This is a genomic window from Citrobacter braakii (genome assembly GCF_002075345.1).
GTDB lineage: Bacteria > Pseudomonadota > Gammaproteobacteria > Enterobacterales > Enterobacteriaceae > Citrobacter > Citrobacter braakii.
The window spans coordinates 1-15,507 of sequence record NZ_NAEW01000011.1; the positions used below are offsets into that span (position 1 = coordinate 1).

The following is a 15,507-nucleotide window of genomic DNA, read 5'->3' on the forward strand; positions in this document are numbered from 1 at the left end:
ACTATATCCATTATTATAACAACGAGCGGATCAGCCTGAAATTAAAAGGCCTGAGTCCGGTAGAATACCGAACCCAGGCCCTGAAAGCCGCTTAATATGAACTGTCCAACTTTATGGGGTCAGTCCATTTCAGCGGCTTTTTTTATCATCAGGAGAATTAGAAGAAATACTTTGCCCCAACACGAATCTGGTTTTGTTCGCGATGATAGGGTTCAACATTGCGATCTAACCAGCGTAATTCAAGGTAGGGTAACCAGTGTTCATTGATACGATACTTAAAGGTATTGGTAATTTCCCAGTGATGATCTTTTCCATTGCTGCTATTGAAGTCATTGACTCGCATAAAATAGTGCGGTTCAAAGGTATAGGAAAATTTATCGGTAATGGTAAAGTTCCAGTAGTTGCCTATTTCATAGGTATCATTATTATCCAGCTCACCGTTTAGGTCGGTTGAACTGTAGTTATTATGGTTATATCGATTACGCACGGTAAGATTAAACCACGGAGTAAATTTATAGTTAACATCCAGATAAACAGCACCACCTGAGCCAATACTCTTATCGTTTATTAACCCTCCAGGCTGGATTGTTAATTTATCTGTCGGTTTAAATAACGGGTACCAACCCTCTATTTCGTTATAGCCGTGTTTTAACTCATCCTTGCGCTGCATAGTGTAGGTATTCGTGAGCATGATACCTGCGCCCATATCGGAGTTATAGCCAACGCGCAGCATGACCTCCATTTGGTCGGAGGCCAGGTTATATGCTTCGCGGTTTTCTACATAGGCTCCAGCGAAAGCAGAGGTTGATACCACAGAGGATAAGAGAATTATTGTCGTTAATTTTTTCATGATAAATCCATTTTTTACGCGTAGGGAGGCCGCCATCCATTGGGATGGAATAGGCGGCAATTATTTTTATACGTTTACAGCAGAGGTGTTCTTTTTATTAGTAATAGGGTCCGGTTGGATGTTGTTTTTCTTCCGTTGGCTGATTTCCTCAATAATAAAAGCAAAACGAGTTTCGTTGAGCTTATAAAAGAAGCCCATCGTGAGTGCTGCAATAATTGCAAGTCCGCAAGGCCAGAGGAAAATAAGCTGACGTAAACCGAGCAGTGTGGCATCACTCTGGACTATGTTGGGGATATAACCGATTTGCGTCAGCATGATGCCCGGCAGGAAGCCTGCGAGCGCAGCAGAAATTTTGCGAGAAAAGGTATAACCCGTATACACCGAACCTTCTGCACGGATCCCCGTTTTCCATTCGCCATAATCGACCGTATCCGGAACCAGTGCCCAGTTTAGACTGTTAACAAAAGCGGTTCCGAAGAAGGCCATGCAAGAGAACGTGACGAATAAAAATGACGTACTGCCCCAGAAAAAGTTCAGCACATCACCGATAGCCCATAGCGCCAGGCCACCGAGGTAAACCTGCTTTTTACCGAAGCGTTTTACAGCTGTGGGAACCAGCAGTACCCCAACCAGAATGCATCCCATGCTGAAGAAACCCATCCACGACAGCAGATGAATATCGTTGAGCACGTACTGGGTGTAATACACCTGGATCGCCAGCTTGATGTTGAATGCCGCCAACGTGCACAGATTGGCGACACACAGCACCAGCAGTGGAGGGTTACGGAAAATGGCGCAGAACGACTTGAGAATGCTGGGCTTATGGTGATCCGGCACGATTTCGATATAGCGTTCCTTCACACCGCTAAAGCACCACCACATGCTGAACAGTCCGCAGACGGAGAAGATCAGTGCGGCAATCAGATAACCCAGCGAAGGTGAACTAACAAATAGCGCCTGAATAGGCATAAAGCCAACAGTACACAGTAACAGGCCTACGGTAGCGCCGCCCTGACGCCAGGCGGCGAGCTGAGCTCGTTCATGCGGGTTCTTCGTGATCGCGGGCACCATCGCGCCGTAGGAGCAGTTCATCAGGCTATAGAACAGCCCGAACAGCATAAACAACACTGTCGCCAGTCCGGTTTTCACCGTTAGCGTAAAATCTGTCGCTAAAAACTGCGCGCTGGCAACGACAGCAACAGGAAATGATGCATACAAAATAAAGGGCCTGAATTTCCCTTTTGCGCCAATATTACGCCTTGAGTCCAGCAACACACCGGTCAACATATCAGTGAAAGCGGTGAAGAACTTCGCCACCAAAAATATAATCCCACCGTAATACGCCGGCATCCCTAGTTCATCGGTATAAAATTTAAGTAGATACAGCGTGCCGATACACAGCATCAAATTTGAGCCGAAGTCACCCACTCCGTAGGAGAATTTTTCACGCAGGCTCAGTTTTAGCGTTAGCGGATCATGAAAAGACATAATCGCTCCTCAATAGCGCCCCGTAGAGCGCTATTCATTATTATTATCAAACGGGTTGTTTACGTGCTTCTATCTCTTCAACGATGCGGACATACATCTTCTCGTTAAGGTTGTAGAAACAGCCCATAGCTACAATGGTGATCACCGCCAAGGCGCAGGGATAAATAAAGATCAACTGACGCAATCCTTCGACCGTACTTGCAGATTGCACCACATTGGGGACGTAGCCGATTTGCGTCAGCATCCAGCCCGGGAAGAATCCTGCCAGCGCTTGTGACACTTTACGGAAGAAGGTGAAACCGGTGTATACCGTACCTTCAGAGCGTACGCCGGTACGCCATTCGCCATATTCCACGGTATCGGAGACCAGCGCCCAGTTCAGGCTGTTGACGAATGCCGAGCCGAAGAACGCCAGGCAGGAGAAGGCGACAAAGCTGACGGAGCCGCCGCCAAAGAAGTAGTTAAGCAGATCGCCCGCCACCCAAATCAGCAAACCGCCGATGTAGACTTTTTTCTTGCCGAAACGTCTGACCATGCCAGGCATCAGGAAGACGCCGATGAAGATACAACCCATGCTAAAAAAGCCCATCCAGGAAAGGAGGATCGGGTCATTAAGAACGTACTGGGTGTAGTAGACCTGAATCGCCAGCTTGACGTTAAACGCGCCAAGCGTGCAAAGGTTGGCAATGCACAGAATAAACAGCGGGCGATTACCGGCGATGGCGCGAAAGGATTGCAGCAATCCCGGTTTTTGCGCGGCATCAACGGGTTTCACTTCCACGTAACGTTCTTTTACCCCGGCATAGCAGAGCCACATAAACAGCAGGCCAAACAGAGAAAACAACGTGGCAGCGAAGATATAACCCAGCTGCGAGTTGCCTTCGATCAGGTTCATTACGGGAACAAAACCGACGGTACACAGCAACAGACCAAGGGTTGCGCCACCTTGCCGCCAGGCGGCAAGCGACGCGCGTTCGTCAGGATTTTTCGTAATCGCGGGAACCATCGCACCATAAGAACAGTTCATCATGCTGAAAAACAATCCGTACAGCATAAACAGCACTGTTGCCATGACCGTTTTACCGGTTACTTCAAACGGTGTACCGACAAAGTTTGCAATCGCCAGCAAGGTAACCGGAAATGCGGCATAAAGAACGAACGGACGGAATTTTCCCTTCGGGCCGATTTTGCGGCGGGAATCAAGCATAATCCCGGTGCCCATATCGGTAAACGCGGTAAAAAACTTGGCGATGAGGAAAATGATACCGCCATAAGTTCCAGGTAAACCAAGGACATCGGTATAAAACTTGAGTAAATAGAGCGTACCAATATCCAGCAGGATATTGGAGCCTAAATCACCCATCCCATAGGCGAGTTTTTCTTTGAACGGCAAGCGTAGGGTTGCCGGATTAGAGGAAGTCTGACTCATTATTATTCTCCATGTGCCCGCGAGTTTCCCCACGGGCGAGCCGCATTAGATGTTGCGTAAAGTGGCAAACAGTGACGCCCATTCACTCTTCGCGCGATAAAACACCGGAGGCTTGCCAATAGGCGCATCCACGGTAATTTCACCGCCCTGGTAAGTTTCCCCGGTCCAGATGTTGACCCAGCTATCCTCCGGCAGATACAGAGTCCAGTTTTGCTGGCCTTGTTCGTGAACCGGCGCAACCAGCACATCCTGTCCCAGCAGGTACTGATATTTCAGGGTGTAGGTCCGCGCATCGTCTTCGTAATGTAGGAATAGCGGACGCATCACCGGCAGACCGGTGGCGCTGTTTTGCGCGACCGCCTGTTTCAGATACGGTTTAAGGGTGGTAAAGACGGTGGTCATACGAGCAAAGTGAGCGATGGTTTCAGCATCACCATCAAACTGCCAGTTATCGCCAGGGCGGTTACCTTCGTGGGTGCGCATCATCGGCGTGAAGGCGCTAAAGTCACACCAGCGCAGCAGCAGCTCTTTGCTGCGTTTCATTTCAAATAGGGTGGTGTAGCCGCCGATATCGCTGTGGTGCAGACCATGGCCGCTCATCGCCAGTGACAGCGCAGCAGGCACGACCGAGGCCAGACCGTCGTCAAGGCTCCAGTCAACGTTCTGATCGCCTGCCCACATCATGGTGGAGTATTTCTGGCTGCCGGTGTAACCCGCACGCATAAAGAACAGGATCTCGCCGAGCTTGCCAGTCTCCTGTAACGCTTCGTAGTTACATTTCGCCCACAGCGCAGGCCAGGCGTTATGCATAATTTCAGCGCTAATGCCATTGTGCAGGTAAGTGTCGGTTGGCAGGTATTCGCCAAAGTCGGCCATCCAACCGCCGCATCCCAGCTCAATCATGTTCTTTTTGATGACTTCTTTGAACCAGGCGTAGGCTTCAGGGTTGGTCAGGTCCACCACGCCGCCGTAAAACTCGCCAAACTCAACCAGATAGTCAGCGCCAGAAGCATCTTTCGCCAGATAACCGTGCGCAGCCGCTTCGGCGCAGAGATCTTTATCGCTGGCGACGTACGGGTTGATGTAGGAGAGGAATTGCACGCCTTCTTCTTTCCACTGCTTAATACGGCTATCCAACTGAGGATAGTTGTCGCTGTTCCACTTCCAGTTCCACATCACGCGTTTGCCAAAGGAGGTCATGCGGATCCCGGACCAGTCCTGCGCCCAGATGCCGTTTACTTTCACGCCTGCGTTACGCATGGTGTCCAGTTTGTTCTGGCAAACCTCAGTACCGCCTTGAATACCGAGCGTGACGCCATCGTAGATCCAGTCCGGCAGCTCCGGCTGGCGTCCTAACAGCGCGGTCAGTTTTTCCAGTAAAGAGATGTAGGTGTCAGCGCATTCAAATCGTAGGGTGGTTTTGTCCTCCCACAATGCCAGTTCGTGATACTCCGGCGCGCTGAAGTCGAAATTCATATAGCAGCTGTTATCAACGTGGCAGTAGTACTTCTGCGTGCTGACGAAGGTCGGCTGCGGGAAAAAGGTCCAGTAGTAGTCACCACCGGCATTTTCTTTGCAGTCTGCCTGCCAGGTGACATAGCTATTTTTGTTACGGCCCACGCCCTGTTCGCTGGTCCACAGTGGGAACGGTTTACCGCGTAAGTCGAAATAAGAGAACTGTTCACCGCAGCCGTAAATATGATCGTCCGGGTTGGCAGCCAGACGCAGCCAGATGCGGTTATGGCTGAGGTCATCGTTGTGCAGATCCAGCTTCAGGCGACCCTGTTCATCGGTGGAGATGTGCAGCGTGGCGTTGATGGTGTTACCGCGACTGAAATGCACCTGCCAGCCGTCAGGCGACTCGCTGACCGTGGCGTCGGTCAGGGCAATCTTCTCATTGAGTTTGTCTTTAATGCTGAAGTTGCCGCGGAACATATCAATATCGGCAACGCCAGCGCCGATCCACAGGCAAGGTGTTTCTGTGCTGTGACGTAAAATCAGGCGCTGGTGGTATGTCAGCGTAAAGCCATTCTGTAACGTCGTTAGTTCTAAAGCGGTTGACCGTTGTTGTAGCGAATTCATTATCGTCTCCGTAAAAATAGGGTAATTCGGTAATTTTTGTTTTGGGATAAGGTTATTCGGCACCGATTAAAAAATGCATCCGATGCATCTCGCCGGGTGCCAGAGAGATAAGACTGATGCCTGAATTAAAGGCATCTGGCGGGCAGGTCATGGGTTCTACGGCAATCCCCAGACGGTGTAATTTCTCGCCGCTGTAAATCTGTAGCCACGGCTGGTCGCAACGTAAGTACGTCGTCATATTTTTCGTTGCACTGAACATGCTGACTTCCCATTCACGCCCGGACACAGGGGTTTTAAAGGTGTGATCGATCTGCGTTGCAGCGACAGGGCGCGGCGTGGTGAAATTCAGCGCGGTATTCTCAACGCGATGCGTTTCCAGGGGATCAATGTCAAAGACCTCATCTGTCGGAAGAGTGAGCGTACAGCTATCTATCTTCTCAAGACCACAGGTCAAATAGGGATGAGCGCCAGAACCATAAGGCGCTGATTCATCACCAATATTCAGCGTAGTAATAAAAATGTGCAGACCGCTTATTGCATCAAGGCGATATGTTGTTTCAACCAGTAATGAAAAGGGATAACCATAAGAGGGCGGCAGAAAAATCATCAGCGACACTTCCGATGCCGACTGCTGGTTAATCTGCCAGTCCCGCCAGGCCAACAGCCCGTGAATGGCGGTATGCGAAATAGGGTCGTTAACGGCAAGCTGGAAGGTCTTGCCGTTATGTTGATAGCTGCCGTCTGCAACGCGGTTTGGCCATGGGACTAACACTTTTCCTAAATGCGCCTGCGGCATCTCTTCCGGCTTATGTGGAATAACGATGTGACGCCCACAATGCATCAATTCTGCCAGCCCAGCGCCAACCGTGACGATTTTCGCCTCGTAGTGTCCGGCCTGAAGATGAATGGTTTTTCCACCACTATGCATGGCTGCTATCCTTGTGACTTATTTGGCGTTGATATCCAGAAGACCGGCAGCAACCGCCGGAGCAAGGCCCGGAGCCAGCGGTAGACGCGGGATTACCAGGCAGTGCAGCAGGTGATAAATGTCCTGCTTACCGTCCCAGACTTTGGTGGTCACTTTGTTATCGGTGTCCAACTCCTGCCACCATGAACCGGTCTCGTAGTCCATCAGATAGGTGATGCAGTAATCCCACCACTTCTGGTACCAGGCTTCGTACTGGCTGTCGCCGGTGAGGGTATACAAGGCATAGGCGGTACCCATGGCTTCGACTATCGGCCAACGCACTCTTTCGCGAACGATTGGTTTACCGTCCCAGTCCACCGAATAGACAAAACCATCCGCACCGTCCGGTGCCCAGGCATCACGGATGGTGGCGTGGAACAAGCCTTTGGCATCTTCCAGCAGCCAGGCGGGAGGCGTTTCGAAGCGGGCTTCCAACGCGGCATGCAGATGCAGCATCAGACGGCCCCATTCGATCCAGTGGCCCGGCGTGCCGCCGTATGCGCGGAAACGGTGAGCAGGGTTATCCTTGTTGTAATCGCGGATTGGGTTCCACTGTGAATCGAAGTGCTCGTTGACGCGATACTCCCCGCTGCGGGCCACGTCGTGAATAATCACCGAAGCAATTCGCAGTGCGCGATCGAGCCATTTACGGTCATGGGTAACGTCATAAACGATCAGGAAAGCCTCGACCGCGTGCATGTTGGCGTTACCGCCACGGTAATCTTCCGTCTGGCTGAAGGCTTCGTCCCAGGACTCCAGGCACATCTGCTCGTCTTCGCTCCAGAAGTACTTTTCAATCACCTCGATGGCATCATCCAACAATTGTCTGGCCTGTGGATGACCGGTAGTGACCGCGCTTGCCGCGCCGAGCAAGACGAAGAAATGCTGATAACCCTGCTTGGAGGCGTCCATCACGCCTTCGTCATTTACGCAGGCGTACCAACCGCCGAAGCGTGTGTCGCGTAGCGCACCGTTCAGCGCTTTAATGCCGTGATCGACGAGTTGGTATGCGCCAGGCCGACCCATCGACGCGGCAACGGAGTAGACGTGCAGCATGCGGGCGGTGATCCACAGATGTGTCCCCATATCTGCTCTGACCTGACCACTGTTTCCCAGCCAGCCAAATCCGGTAGGTACCGCAGCGTTCTTACCAAAGTTAAAGATGCGGTCTGTTTCCTGCTCCAGCCAGCGGTTGTGGCTTAGGGTGTTAAACCATTTCATTCTGAGATCCTCTTAGCGCCGGGCCATCATTTCATCGACGATATCGCCCAGACGCTGCAACTTAGGTGCGGAAACATCACGCAGCATCAGTTCGGTATCCGGCAGGCCAACCACGGATGACCAGACCGCACGTCCGGCCAGGAAGCCGGATGCGCCAGCGGTCATTGCTACGCTGACCGCGCGTGGGAACAGTTTTTCATCCACACCGGAGGAGAGAATGACCCACGGCATGTTGATGTTTTCATTCAGGCGCTGAGAGGCGCTAAGCAGCTCTTGTTGGGTTCCTTTGCCGTACAGAGGCATTTCGACCTTGTAGAGATCGGCACCGCTATCACCCAGTTCTTTCGCGGCATCGATAATGGCCTGTTCACGATCGAACTTATCGCCACGACGTGGCGGGCGAACAACCGGCTCGATGATGCTCAGCAGACCATTGGAATGGCATAGTTCATTGAATTCTCCCACCATATCAAGACGTTGTTGGGCATCTTCATCGCTACGCCACAGCACCAGCAGTTTGAGGGCCTTGGCACCATCTTGCTTCACGGTCTGCGGGTCGATTTTTTTATCAATCACCACGCTATCGACCGGAATACCGTTACCCGGAATGAACTCATCAGCGGCCACAATCATGGCGCAGTTTTTGGCGACCGCGTTTTGCTCTACAACCTGGCGGTAGCAGAACTGCTGATCGACCAGAATGGCGGAGGCATAGGGGGAAAGGATCTTCGCCGCATTGACTTTGAAATCGGTCAGCACGCTGTCATTGACCGGGGATTTTGCACCCGCGGCGGCAAACATTAAGCGCATGGCTTCGCGCTGATCGACCGCCAGCATGGCAAACCCGCCGGAAGCTCGGGTGATATCTTTCAGGGTGTACTTGGTCATTGTTCAGTCCTTTTACTTATCAAAGTTGGGAATTCAGTCCGGCAGATGTCCGAACCTGCTCGAGTATTGCGGTCCAGTCTTCCCGGCCACGGCCAGCGGCGCGTGCCTGGTTATAGACTTCGCGGGAAGCGGCGCCGAGCGGCATCGGCACGTGCAATTGGTTGGCAACGTCCAGGGCGATGCCAAGATCCTTGTGAGCTAAATCGATCATGAAAGCCGGGGAAAGATCGCCTTTCAGCACTTTGTTCGGCCAGGAGGTAGTGAAGTGGCCCTTTCCGGCGGGGGTGCCGCTCATGACTTGCAAAGCCACATCGAAGGAGAGACCAAGTGCCTCGCACAACACGGCGGCTTCGGCAGAGAGGGCGTTTAGCGCGATACTCATGTAGTTGTTGATGAGCTTCACGCGGATCCCCATGCCGGGACCACCTGCATTGATCAATTCATTACCCATCGCCATCAGAACCGGTGTGGCGCGTTCTACCTGCTGTGCCGTTCCACCTGCCAGCAGCAACAGCGTTCCCGCTATGGCGTGATCGGAGGTGCGTCCAACCGGGCAATCCATCATATCGAAGCCTTTGGCACGCATATCGGCGATGAGTTTATCGGTTTGCAGTGGGTGAATAGTCGACATATCAATTACTAACGCCTGCAGGGAGAGGCTTTCGCAAATACCCTGCTCGCCGAACAATACGCTGCGCACCAGATCGCCGTTTGGCAGCATGGTGATGACAAATTCTGCACCTTTTGCTGCCTGAGCCGGGCTACTGGCAGGCTGTGCTCCTTTTTCCACCAGGCGCTGAACGGCATCCGGGTTAACGTCAAAGACGCTGAGTTGATGACCCTGCTTCAGCAAGTTGCTCGCCATGGGTGAACCCATCTGACCTAATCCGATAAATGCTATAACTGCCATAACGTTCTCCTGAGACGTGGATGTCATTTTTTGTCATTTAAGGTCGTTTGTTTCTGTCTGTTTTTGATCGTATTTGTAATTTATGGTCAAAAAATTGACAGCCGTCACTTTTTAAACATTTTGTGAAATTAAAATGATCCCATCTTGAAACGCCTAAGGAACAACCATGATTCGTATTGCTTGTGTAGGTATTGCCGTGATGGATCGCATCTATTACGTGGAAGGTTTACCGACTGAAGGAGGTAAGTATGTAGCGAAGCGTTATACGGAAGTGGGCGGCGGGCCTGCTGCAACGGCCGCAGTGGCTGCAGCGAAGCTGGGCGCGCAGGTGGACTTTATTGGCCGTGTGGGCGATGACGACACCGGAAATAGCTTGCTGGCGGAGCTGGAGTCCCTGGGGGTAAATACCCGCTATTCCCGGCGCTACGCGGGGGCGAAGTCTTCACAATCGGCAATTATGGTTGATGCGCAAGGGGAAAGGATTATCGTTAACTATCCCAGCCCGGATTTACTGCATGATGCTGACTGGCTCAATGAGATCGATTTTACCCAGTGGGATGTGGTGTTGGCGGATGTTCGCTGGCACGAAGGGGCCAGGCAGGCGTTCACATTGGCACGTCGGGCGGGAGTGATGACGGTACTGGATGGTGACGTAACGCCACAAGATATCCGCGAGCTGGTGGCGTTAAGCGATCATGCTGCGTTTTCTGAACCCGGTCTGGCGCGTTTAACCGGGATAAACGATCCTGAAGCCGGACTGAAAAGAGCGCAAACGCTCACAAATGGTCACGTGTATGTAACGCGGGGCAGTGCAGGCTGCGACTGGATAAAAAATAATACGTTGCAGCATCAATCTGGATTTAAAGTCAACGTTGTTGATACAACGGGGGCGGGGGATGTTTTCCATGGTGCGCTCGCGTTTAGCCTGGCCGGGGGCGACCTCCCGGAAGAGGCCGTCAGGTTCGCCAGCGGGGTTGCTGCGCTAAAATGTACGCGTCCGGGAGGAAGGGCCGGAATCCCTGACTGTGATCAAACCCGATCTTTTCTGTCACTTTTTGTATAAAATGCCAGGGCAATGGTTTTTCGAGGAAATTTCATGAGTCTTACCGAACTGACCGGTAACCCGCGACACGATCAACTGCTTATGCTGATTAGCGAGCGCGGTTATATGAATATCGACGAGCTGGCCAGCCTGCTGGACGTGTCCACGCAGACCGTGCGTCGTGATATTCGTAAACTCAGCGAGCAGGGATTAATTACGCGTCATCATGGTGGCGCGGGCAGAGCCTCCAGCGTGGTGAATACGGCGTTTGAGCAGCGTGAAGTCTCCTGGACGGAGGAGAAAAAAGCCATCGCGGAAGCGGTGGCGGACTACATTCCCGATGGGTCAACGGTGTTTATTACCATTGGCACTACCGTTGAGCAGGTGGCCCGCTCGCTGTTAAACCATAATCATTTGCGCATTATCACCAACAGTCTGCGCGTGGCGCACATTCTTTATAACAATCCACGTTTTGAAGTCATGGTGCCGGGGGGAACGTTACGCCCGCACAACAGTGGCATCATTGGTCCTTCTGCCTCGGCATTTGTCGCTGATTTTCGGGCCGACTACCTGGTAACCAGCGTTGGCGCGATCGAAAGTGATGGCGCGCTGCTGGAGTTTGATGTCAATGAAGCCAGCGTAGTGAAAACGATGATGTCGCACTCAAGACACATTCTGCTGGCAGCGGATCATACGAAATATACGGCTTCTGCCGCGGTAGAAATTGGTAACGTCTCTCAGGTGACAGCGCTGTTTACCGATGAATACCCAGGTCCCGCATTGCATAATTTACTCCAGTCACAACAGGTTGAAATTGTGCAGGTGAGTCCTTCACAAGATGATGCTCTGGCCGTGTAATTCCTCAGATGATGGCTCGATAAGTTCGAAGCCATCACTCTCACATAGTCAAACTTCTCCTTTCCCGCTACAGTTATTCATCCACGGCGAATAAGGAGAAGGGCATGCTCTATATCTTTGATTTAGGTAATGTGATTGTCGATATCGACTTCAACCGCGTGTTGGGCACATGGAGCGATCTGAGCCGTGTACCGCTGGCCTCGCTGAAGCAAAGTTTCACCATGGGGGAGGCTTTTCACCAGCACGAGCGAGGTGAAATAACGGATGAAGCCTTTGCCGAGGCGCTATGTCATGACATGGCGCTGCCGCTAAGTTACGAGCAGTTCTCTCACGGCTGGCAGGCCGTTTTTGTGGCATTGCGCCCTGAAGTCATCGACATCATGCATAAGCTGCGTGAGCAGGGGCATCGGGTGGTCGTCTTGTCGAATACTAACCGTCTGCACACAACATTTTGGCCGGATGAATATCCTGAAATTCGTCAGGCTGCTGACCATATTTATCTTTCCCAGGATCTGGGCATGCGAAAACCGGAAGCGCGGATTTACCAGCATGTCCTGCAGTCTGAAGGTTTTTCTGCGGACGATGCGGTCTTTTTTGACGACAACGCCGATAATATTGAAGGAGCTAACCGGTTAGGGATTACCAGTATCCAGGTCGTCGATAAAACGACCATTCCTGACTATTTCGCGAAGTTGTTATGCTAAAAAATGTTCAGCAACAAGCCAGGCACCATACGCGTCCTGTACGGGCCTGGCTGAAGCTACTATGGCAGCGGATTGATGAGGACAACATGACGACGCTGGCAGGGAATCTTGCCTACGTTTCACTGCTCTCATTAGTGCCGCTTATCGCCGTTGTGTTTGCTCTTTTCGCCGCATTTCCGATGTTTTCCGACGTCAGTGCCCAGCTACGTCATTTTATTTTTGCAAACTTTATCCCGGCGACGGGAGACGTCATCCAGCGTTATATCGAACAGTTTGTCGCCAACTCGAACAAAATGACGGCCGTTGGGGCATGTGGGCTGATTGTCACGGCGTTATTGCTGATGTATGCCATTGATAATGCTCTGAATACTATCTGGCGCAGTAAGCGCACTCGTCCCAAAGTTTACTCTTTCGCCGTCTATTGGATGATTTTAACGCTGGGGCCGCTGCTGGCGGGGGCCAGTCTGGCGATCAGCTCTTATTTGTTGTCATTGCGCTGGGCCAGCGATCTCAACTCGGTGATTGATGACGTCTTGCGTATTTTCCCTCTGGTGCTTTCCTGGCTCTCGTTCTGGCTGCTTTACAGCATTGTGCCAACTACGCGTGTGCCCAATCGTGATGCTGTTATTGGCGCCTTTGTGGCCGCCGTGTTGTTCGAGGCCGGAAAGAAAGGATTTGCACTCTACATCACGATGTTCCCGTCGTATCAGCTCATTTACGGTGTCCTGGCGGTGATCCCCATTTTATTTGTCTGGGTATACTGGACGTGGTGTATCGTCTTGCTTGGCGCGGAAATAACTGTCACTCTCGGGGAATACCGCAAACTTAAACAAGCCGCAGAACAAGAAGAAGCAGATCAACCATGATTGCATTAATTCAGCGCGTAACCCGTGCCAGCGTCACCGTGGAGGGCGAGGTGACGGGTGAAATTGGCCCAGGACTTTTGGTCCTGTTAGGTGTCGAAAGGGATGATGACGAACAGAAAGCGAACCGTCTGTGCGAGCGCGTACTCGGCTATCGAATCTTTAGCGATGCCGAAGGAAAAATGAACCTCAACGTGCAGCAATCAGGTGGCAGTGTGCTGGTGGTTTCACAGTTCACGCTGGCGGCAGATACCGAACGTGGCATGCGCCCGGGGTTTTCGAAAGGCGCTTCGCCCGAGCGGGCAGAAGCGCTGTATGAATACTTTGTTGAGCGTTGCCGCCAACAGGAAATGAATACGCAAACCGGTCGATTCGCTGCGGATATGCAGGTTTCACTGGTTAATGATGGCCCCGTGACGTTCTGGTTACAAGTATGAACCAGCTACCGGTGTGGCCGCGGGCAACAAGAGAGAATACGACTATGTATCACCTTCGAGTACCGCAAACAGAAGAAGAGTTGGAGCGTTACTACCAGTTTCGCTGGGAGATGTTGCGTAAACCGTTGCACCAGCCCAAAGGCTCCGAACGGGATGCCTGGGACGCGATGGCGCATCACCAGATGGTGGTGGACGAAGAGGGAAATCTGGTCGCGGTTGGGCGTTTGTATATCAATGCGGATAACGAAGCCTCCATACGTTTTATGGCCGTTGACCCCTCTGTGCAGGAGAAAGGGTTGGGCACGCTGATGGCGATGACCCTGGAGTCTGTGGCGCGTCAGGAAGGGGTAAAACGCGTAACCTGTAGCGCCCGTGAAGATGCGGTCGAATTTTTCGCCAAACTGGGGTTTGTGAGTCAGGGCGAAATTACCACGCCGCAAACCACGCCGGTGCGCCATTTTTTGATGATTAAACCCATCGCAACGCTGGACGACATTCTCCATCGCGGGGACTGGTGCGGACAGCTACAGCAAGCCTGGTACGAACATATTCCATTGAGTGAGAAAATGGGCGTGCGCATTCAGCAGTACACCGGGCAGAAATTTATTACGACGATGCCAGAGACTGGCAATCAGAACCCGCACCATACGCTGTTTGCCGGAAGCCTGTTTTCACTGGCGACGTTAACGGGCTGGGGGCTTATCTGGCTGATGCTGCGCGAGCGCCATCTGGGGGGGACGATAATCCTCGCCGACGCGCATATCCGATACAGCAGGCCAATTACCGGGAAACCTACCGCTATTGCCGATCTGGGCTCGCTGAGCGGTGACCTGGACCGTCTGGCAAGAGGCCGCAAGGCGCGCGTTCAGATGCAAGTCGGGGTGTTTGGCGATGACACGCCGGGCGTCGTGTTTGAAGGTACCTACATTGTGCTACCCGCGAAACCGTTTGGCGCATATGAAGAGGGCGGGAATGAGGAAGAGTAGGTCAGAGGGGATCCTCTTTACTCGATGAATGCGTCTGCCGGAAGGTTAAAGCGTTCTGCGAGCATTTTAATATGACTTACAGTCAGTGCTCTGCGACCATTCAAGATGTTGCTGACATTGGATTTTGAACCAAGTTCGTTGGCAAGATCTGCTGCTTTGAGACCATATTGATCCATGAGCGTACGCAGTAACGCAACGCCATGAGGAGTATGTTCCAGTTGTTGGTTGAGGGCACTGAACTCAGGCGCATGTTTTTCGTAGTCGCGGATCCGAGCTGAAAGCAGCTCAAACAACGGGTTTTCCAGGTCGTTACGATCAACCAGAAACTCCACCAAAGCGAGTGCTTTTCGGTACTCTGCCTCATTTTGTTCTTTGCCTAACAGGGGGATTTTTTTCACTGCATCGGTAAAGGTATCGATCATCAATTTTACACTGGCTGTGTCTATCTGATGGCTTTCATGCGTTCTCATTCTTTGTGACCCCGATAGTATGTGGTTAGTCTGTCATACTCGGCATGGTGAACGATATGCTTCACAAATACCTTTTGCAGTTTGAAATCAATATAGGCAATAAGTCTCAAGCAGTTACCTGAAACATTAATCACCCACCATTTATTTCTGTATTTAAAATTATCCAGTGAAGGTATGTACTGCTTCATCTCTTCAGGAGTGTGGAACATTTTTTTCTCTAAAATATTCAGCAAATCAACGAGTGCTGCCATGTGGTTTGGAAAACGGAGTATTGCCTCGTTGAAAGGTTTTCGGCTGATAACATGCATGGTG

The 15,507-nt window shown here is 51.8% G+C and carries 17 protein-coding genes; 7 read left to right on the plus strand and 10 right to left on the minus strand.

Annotated features, from left to right (window positions below; genetic code table 11):
- Positions 1 to 95 (plus strand): IS3 family transposase (locus BZK42_RS19615; protein ID WP_046275486.1); only part of this gene is annotated, 95 nt, incomplete at its 5' end.
- A gap of 62 nt (positions 96 to 157) precedes the next feature.
- Here BZK42_RS19615 and ompL read toward each other — a convergent pair.
- The 8 genes from ompL to yihU all read right to left on the minus strand — a co-directional run bounded on the left by ompL (position 158) and on the right by yihU (position 9,835).
- Complete coding sequence (ompL, locus tag BZK42_RS19620) at positions 158 to 850, minus strand: porin OmpL (RefSeq protein WP_019077945.1); 693 nt, start codon at positions 848 to 850, stop codon at positions 158 to 160.
- Positions 851 to 916: 66 nt separating this feature from the next.
- Positions 917 to 2,338 (minus strand): MFS transporter, encoded by a 1,422-nt coding sequence (locus BZK42_RS19625; RefSeq protein WP_046275264.1) that lies wholly within the window; start codon positions 2,336 to 2,338, stop codon positions 917 to 919.
- Between the two features lie 46 nt (positions 2,339 to 2,384).
- Positions 2,385 to 3,767: an MFS transporter gene (locus tag BZK42_RS19630; protein WP_016155166.1), complete on the minus strand. Its 1,383-nt coding sequence runs from the start codon at positions 3,765 to 3,767 to the stop codon at positions 2,385 to 2,387.
- Positions 3,768 to 3,812: 45 nt separating this feature from the next.
- Positions 3,813 to 5,849 carry an alpha-glucosidase gene (locus BZK42_RS19635; protein ID WP_016155167.1) on the minus strand — a complete coding sequence of 679 codons (2,037 nt, stop codon included), beginning with the start codon at positions 5,847 to 5,849 and terminating at the stop codon, positions 3,813 to 3,815.
- 52 nt (positions 5,850 to 5,901) lie between these two features.
- The gene (locus BZK42_RS19640; RefSeq protein WP_080859873.1) at positions 5,902 to 6,777 is read right to left on the minus strand and encodes an aldose-1-epimerase; all 876 of its coding nucleotides are present in this window, start codon (positions 6,775 to 6,777) and stop codon (positions 5,902 to 5,904) included.
- 18 nt (positions 6,778 to 6,795) lie between these two features.
- Positions 6,796 to 8,037: a sulfoquinovose isomerase gene (gene yihS, locus BZK42_RS19645; protein ID WP_080859875.1), complete on the minus strand. Its 1,242-nt coding sequence runs from the start codon at positions 8,035 to 8,037 to the stop codon at positions 6,796 to 6,798.
- A gap of 12 nt (positions 8,038 to 8,049) precedes the next feature.
- Complete coding sequence (gene yihT, locus BZK42_RS19650) at positions 8,050 to 8,925, minus strand: sulfofructosephosphate aldolase (RefSeq protein ID WP_016155170.1); 876 nt, start codon at positions 8,923 to 8,925, stop codon at positions 8,050 to 8,052.
- Positions 8,926 to 8,944: 19 nt separating this feature from the next.
- On the minus strand, positions 8,945 to 9,835 hold the full coding sequence (gene yihU, locus BZK42_RS19655; protein ID WP_047415632.1) for a sulfolactaldehyde 3-reductase: 891 nt from the start codon (positions 9,833 to 9,835) through the stop codon (positions 8,945 to 8,947).
- A 166-nt stretch (positions 9,836 to 10,001) separates the two neighbouring features.
- Between yihU and BZK42_RS19660 the strand changes: the two genes are divergently transcribed.
- From BZK42_RS19660 to fabY, 6 genes are all read left to right on the plus strand, one after another.
- Entirely contained in the window at positions 10,002 to 10,898 is an 897-nt protein-coding gene (locus tag BZK42_RS19660) for a sugar kinase (protein WP_080859876.1), read from the plus strand.
- Positions 10,899 to 10,931: 33 nt separating this feature from the next.
- Positions 10,932 to 11,735 (plus strand): DeoR/GlpR family DNA-binding transcription regulator, encoded by an 804-nt coding sequence (locus BZK42_RS19665; RefSeq protein WP_016155173.1) that lies wholly within the window; start codon positions 10,932 to 10,934, stop codon positions 11,733 to 11,735.
- Positions 11,736 to 11,839: 104 nt separating this feature from the next.
- Positions 11,840 to 12,439, plus strand: coding sequence for a glucose-1-phosphatase (yihX, locus tag BZK42_RS19670; protein ID WP_016157873.1), 600 nt, complete (start codon positions 11,840 to 11,842; stop codon positions 12,437 to 12,439).
- Positions 12,433 to 13,305 (plus strand): virulence factor BrkB family protein, encoded by an 873-nt coding sequence (locus BZK42_RS19675; RefSeq protein WP_019077938.1) that lies wholly within the window; start codon positions 12,433 to 12,435, stop codon positions 13,303 to 13,305. Before yihX ends, BZK42_RS19675 begins: the two co-directional genes overlap by 7 nt.
- Entirely contained in the window at positions 13,302 to 13,739 is a 438-nt protein-coding gene (dtd, locus tag BZK42_RS19680; RefSeq protein ID WP_016157874.1) for a D-aminoacyl-tRNA deacylase, read from the plus strand. The genes BZK42_RS19675 and dtd overlap by 4 nt, the downstream gene beginning before the upstream one ends.
- Before the next feature lie 44 nt (positions 13,740 to 13,783).
- Positions 13,784 to 14,725: a fatty acid biosynthesis protein FabY gene (fabY, locus tag BZK42_RS19685; protein WP_003825286.1), complete on the plus strand. Its 942-nt coding sequence runs from the start codon at positions 13,784 to 13,786 to the stop codon at positions 14,723 to 14,725.
- A gap of 17 nt (positions 14,726 to 14,742) precedes the next feature.
- Here the strand turns inward: fabY and BZK42_RS19690 are convergent, their stop codons facing one another.
- Complete coding sequence (locus tag BZK42_RS19690; protein WP_080859878.1) at positions 14,743 to 15,195, minus strand: helix-turn-helix domain-containing protein; 453 nt, start codon at positions 15,193 to 15,195, stop codon at positions 14,743 to 14,745.
- Positions 15,192 to 15,503 carry a type II toxin-antitoxin system HigB family toxin gene (locus BZK42_RS19695; protein WP_019077936.1) on the minus strand — a complete coding sequence of 104 codons (312 nt, stop codon included), beginning with the start codon at positions 15,501 to 15,503 and terminating at the stop codon, positions 15,192 to 15,194. Before BZK42_RS19695 ends, BZK42_RS19690 begins: the two co-directional genes overlap by 4 nt.
- Positions 15,504 to 15,507: the final 4 nt, after the last annotated feature.

Excerpts from the sequence above, each read along its gene's own strand:
- yihT (WP_016155170.1), bottom strand. The coding sequence starts at position 8,925 with ATGACCAAGTACACCCTGAAAGATATCACCCGAGCTTCCGGCGGGTTT.
- BZK42_RS19640 (WP_080859873.1), bottom strand. The coding sequence starts at position 6,777 with ATGCATAGTGGTGGAAAAACCATTCATCTTCAGGCCGGACACTACGAG.
- ompL (WP_019077945.1), bottom strand. The coding sequence starts at position 850 with ATGAAAAAATTAACGACAATAATTCTCTTATCCTCTGTGGTATCAACC.
- yihX (WP_016157873.1), top strand. The coding sequence starts at position 11,840 with ATGCTCTATATCTTTGATTTAGGTAATGTGATTGTCGATATCGACTTC.
- yihU (WP_047415632.1), bottom strand. The coding sequence starts at position 9,835 with ATGGCAGTTATAGCATTTATCGGATTAGGTCAGATGGGTTCACCCATG.
- BZK42_RS19690 (WP_080859878.1), bottom strand. The coding sequence starts at position 15,195 with ATGAGAACGCATGAAAGCCATCAGATAGACACAGCCAGTGTAAAATTG.
- BZK42_RS19625 (WP_046275264.1), bottom strand. The coding sequence starts at position 2,338 with ATGTCTTTTCATGATCCGCTAACGCTAAAACTGAGCCTGCGTGAAAAA.
- BZK42_RS19660 (WP_080859876.1), top strand. The coding sequence starts at position 10,002 with ATGATTCGTATTGCTTGTGTAGGTATTGCCGTGATGGATCGCATCTAT.
- dtd (WP_016157874.1), top strand. The coding sequence starts at position 13,302 with ATGATTGCATTAATTCAGCGCGTAACCCGTGCCAGCGTCACCGTGGAG.
- fabY (WP_003825286.1), top strand. The coding sequence starts at position 13,784 with ATGTATCACCTTCGAGTACCGCAAACAGAAGAAGAGTTGGAGCGTTAC.
- BZK42_RS19695 (WP_019077936.1), bottom strand. The coding sequence starts at position 15,503 with ATGCATGTTATCAGCCGAAAACCTTTCAACGAGGCAATACTCCGTTTT.
- BZK42_RS19675 (WP_019077938.1), top strand. The coding sequence starts at position 12,433 with ATGCTAAAAAATGTTCAGCAACAAGCCAGGCACCATACGCGTCCTGTA.
- BZK42_RS19635 (WP_016155167.1), bottom strand. The coding sequence starts at position 5,849 with ATGAATTCGCTACAACAACGGTCAACCGCTTTAGAACTAACGACGTTA.
- yihS (WP_080859875.1), bottom strand. The coding sequence starts at position 8,037 with ATGAAATGGTTTAACACCCTAAGCCACAACCGCTGGCTGGAGCAGGAA.
- BZK42_RS19630 (WP_016155166.1), bottom strand. The coding sequence starts at position 3,767 with ATGAGTCAGACTTCCTCTAATCCGGCAACCCTACGCTTGCCGTTCAAA.
- BZK42_RS19665 (WP_016155173.1), top strand. The coding sequence starts at position 10,932 with ATGAGTCTTACCGAACTGACCGGTAACCCGCGACACGATCAACTGCTT.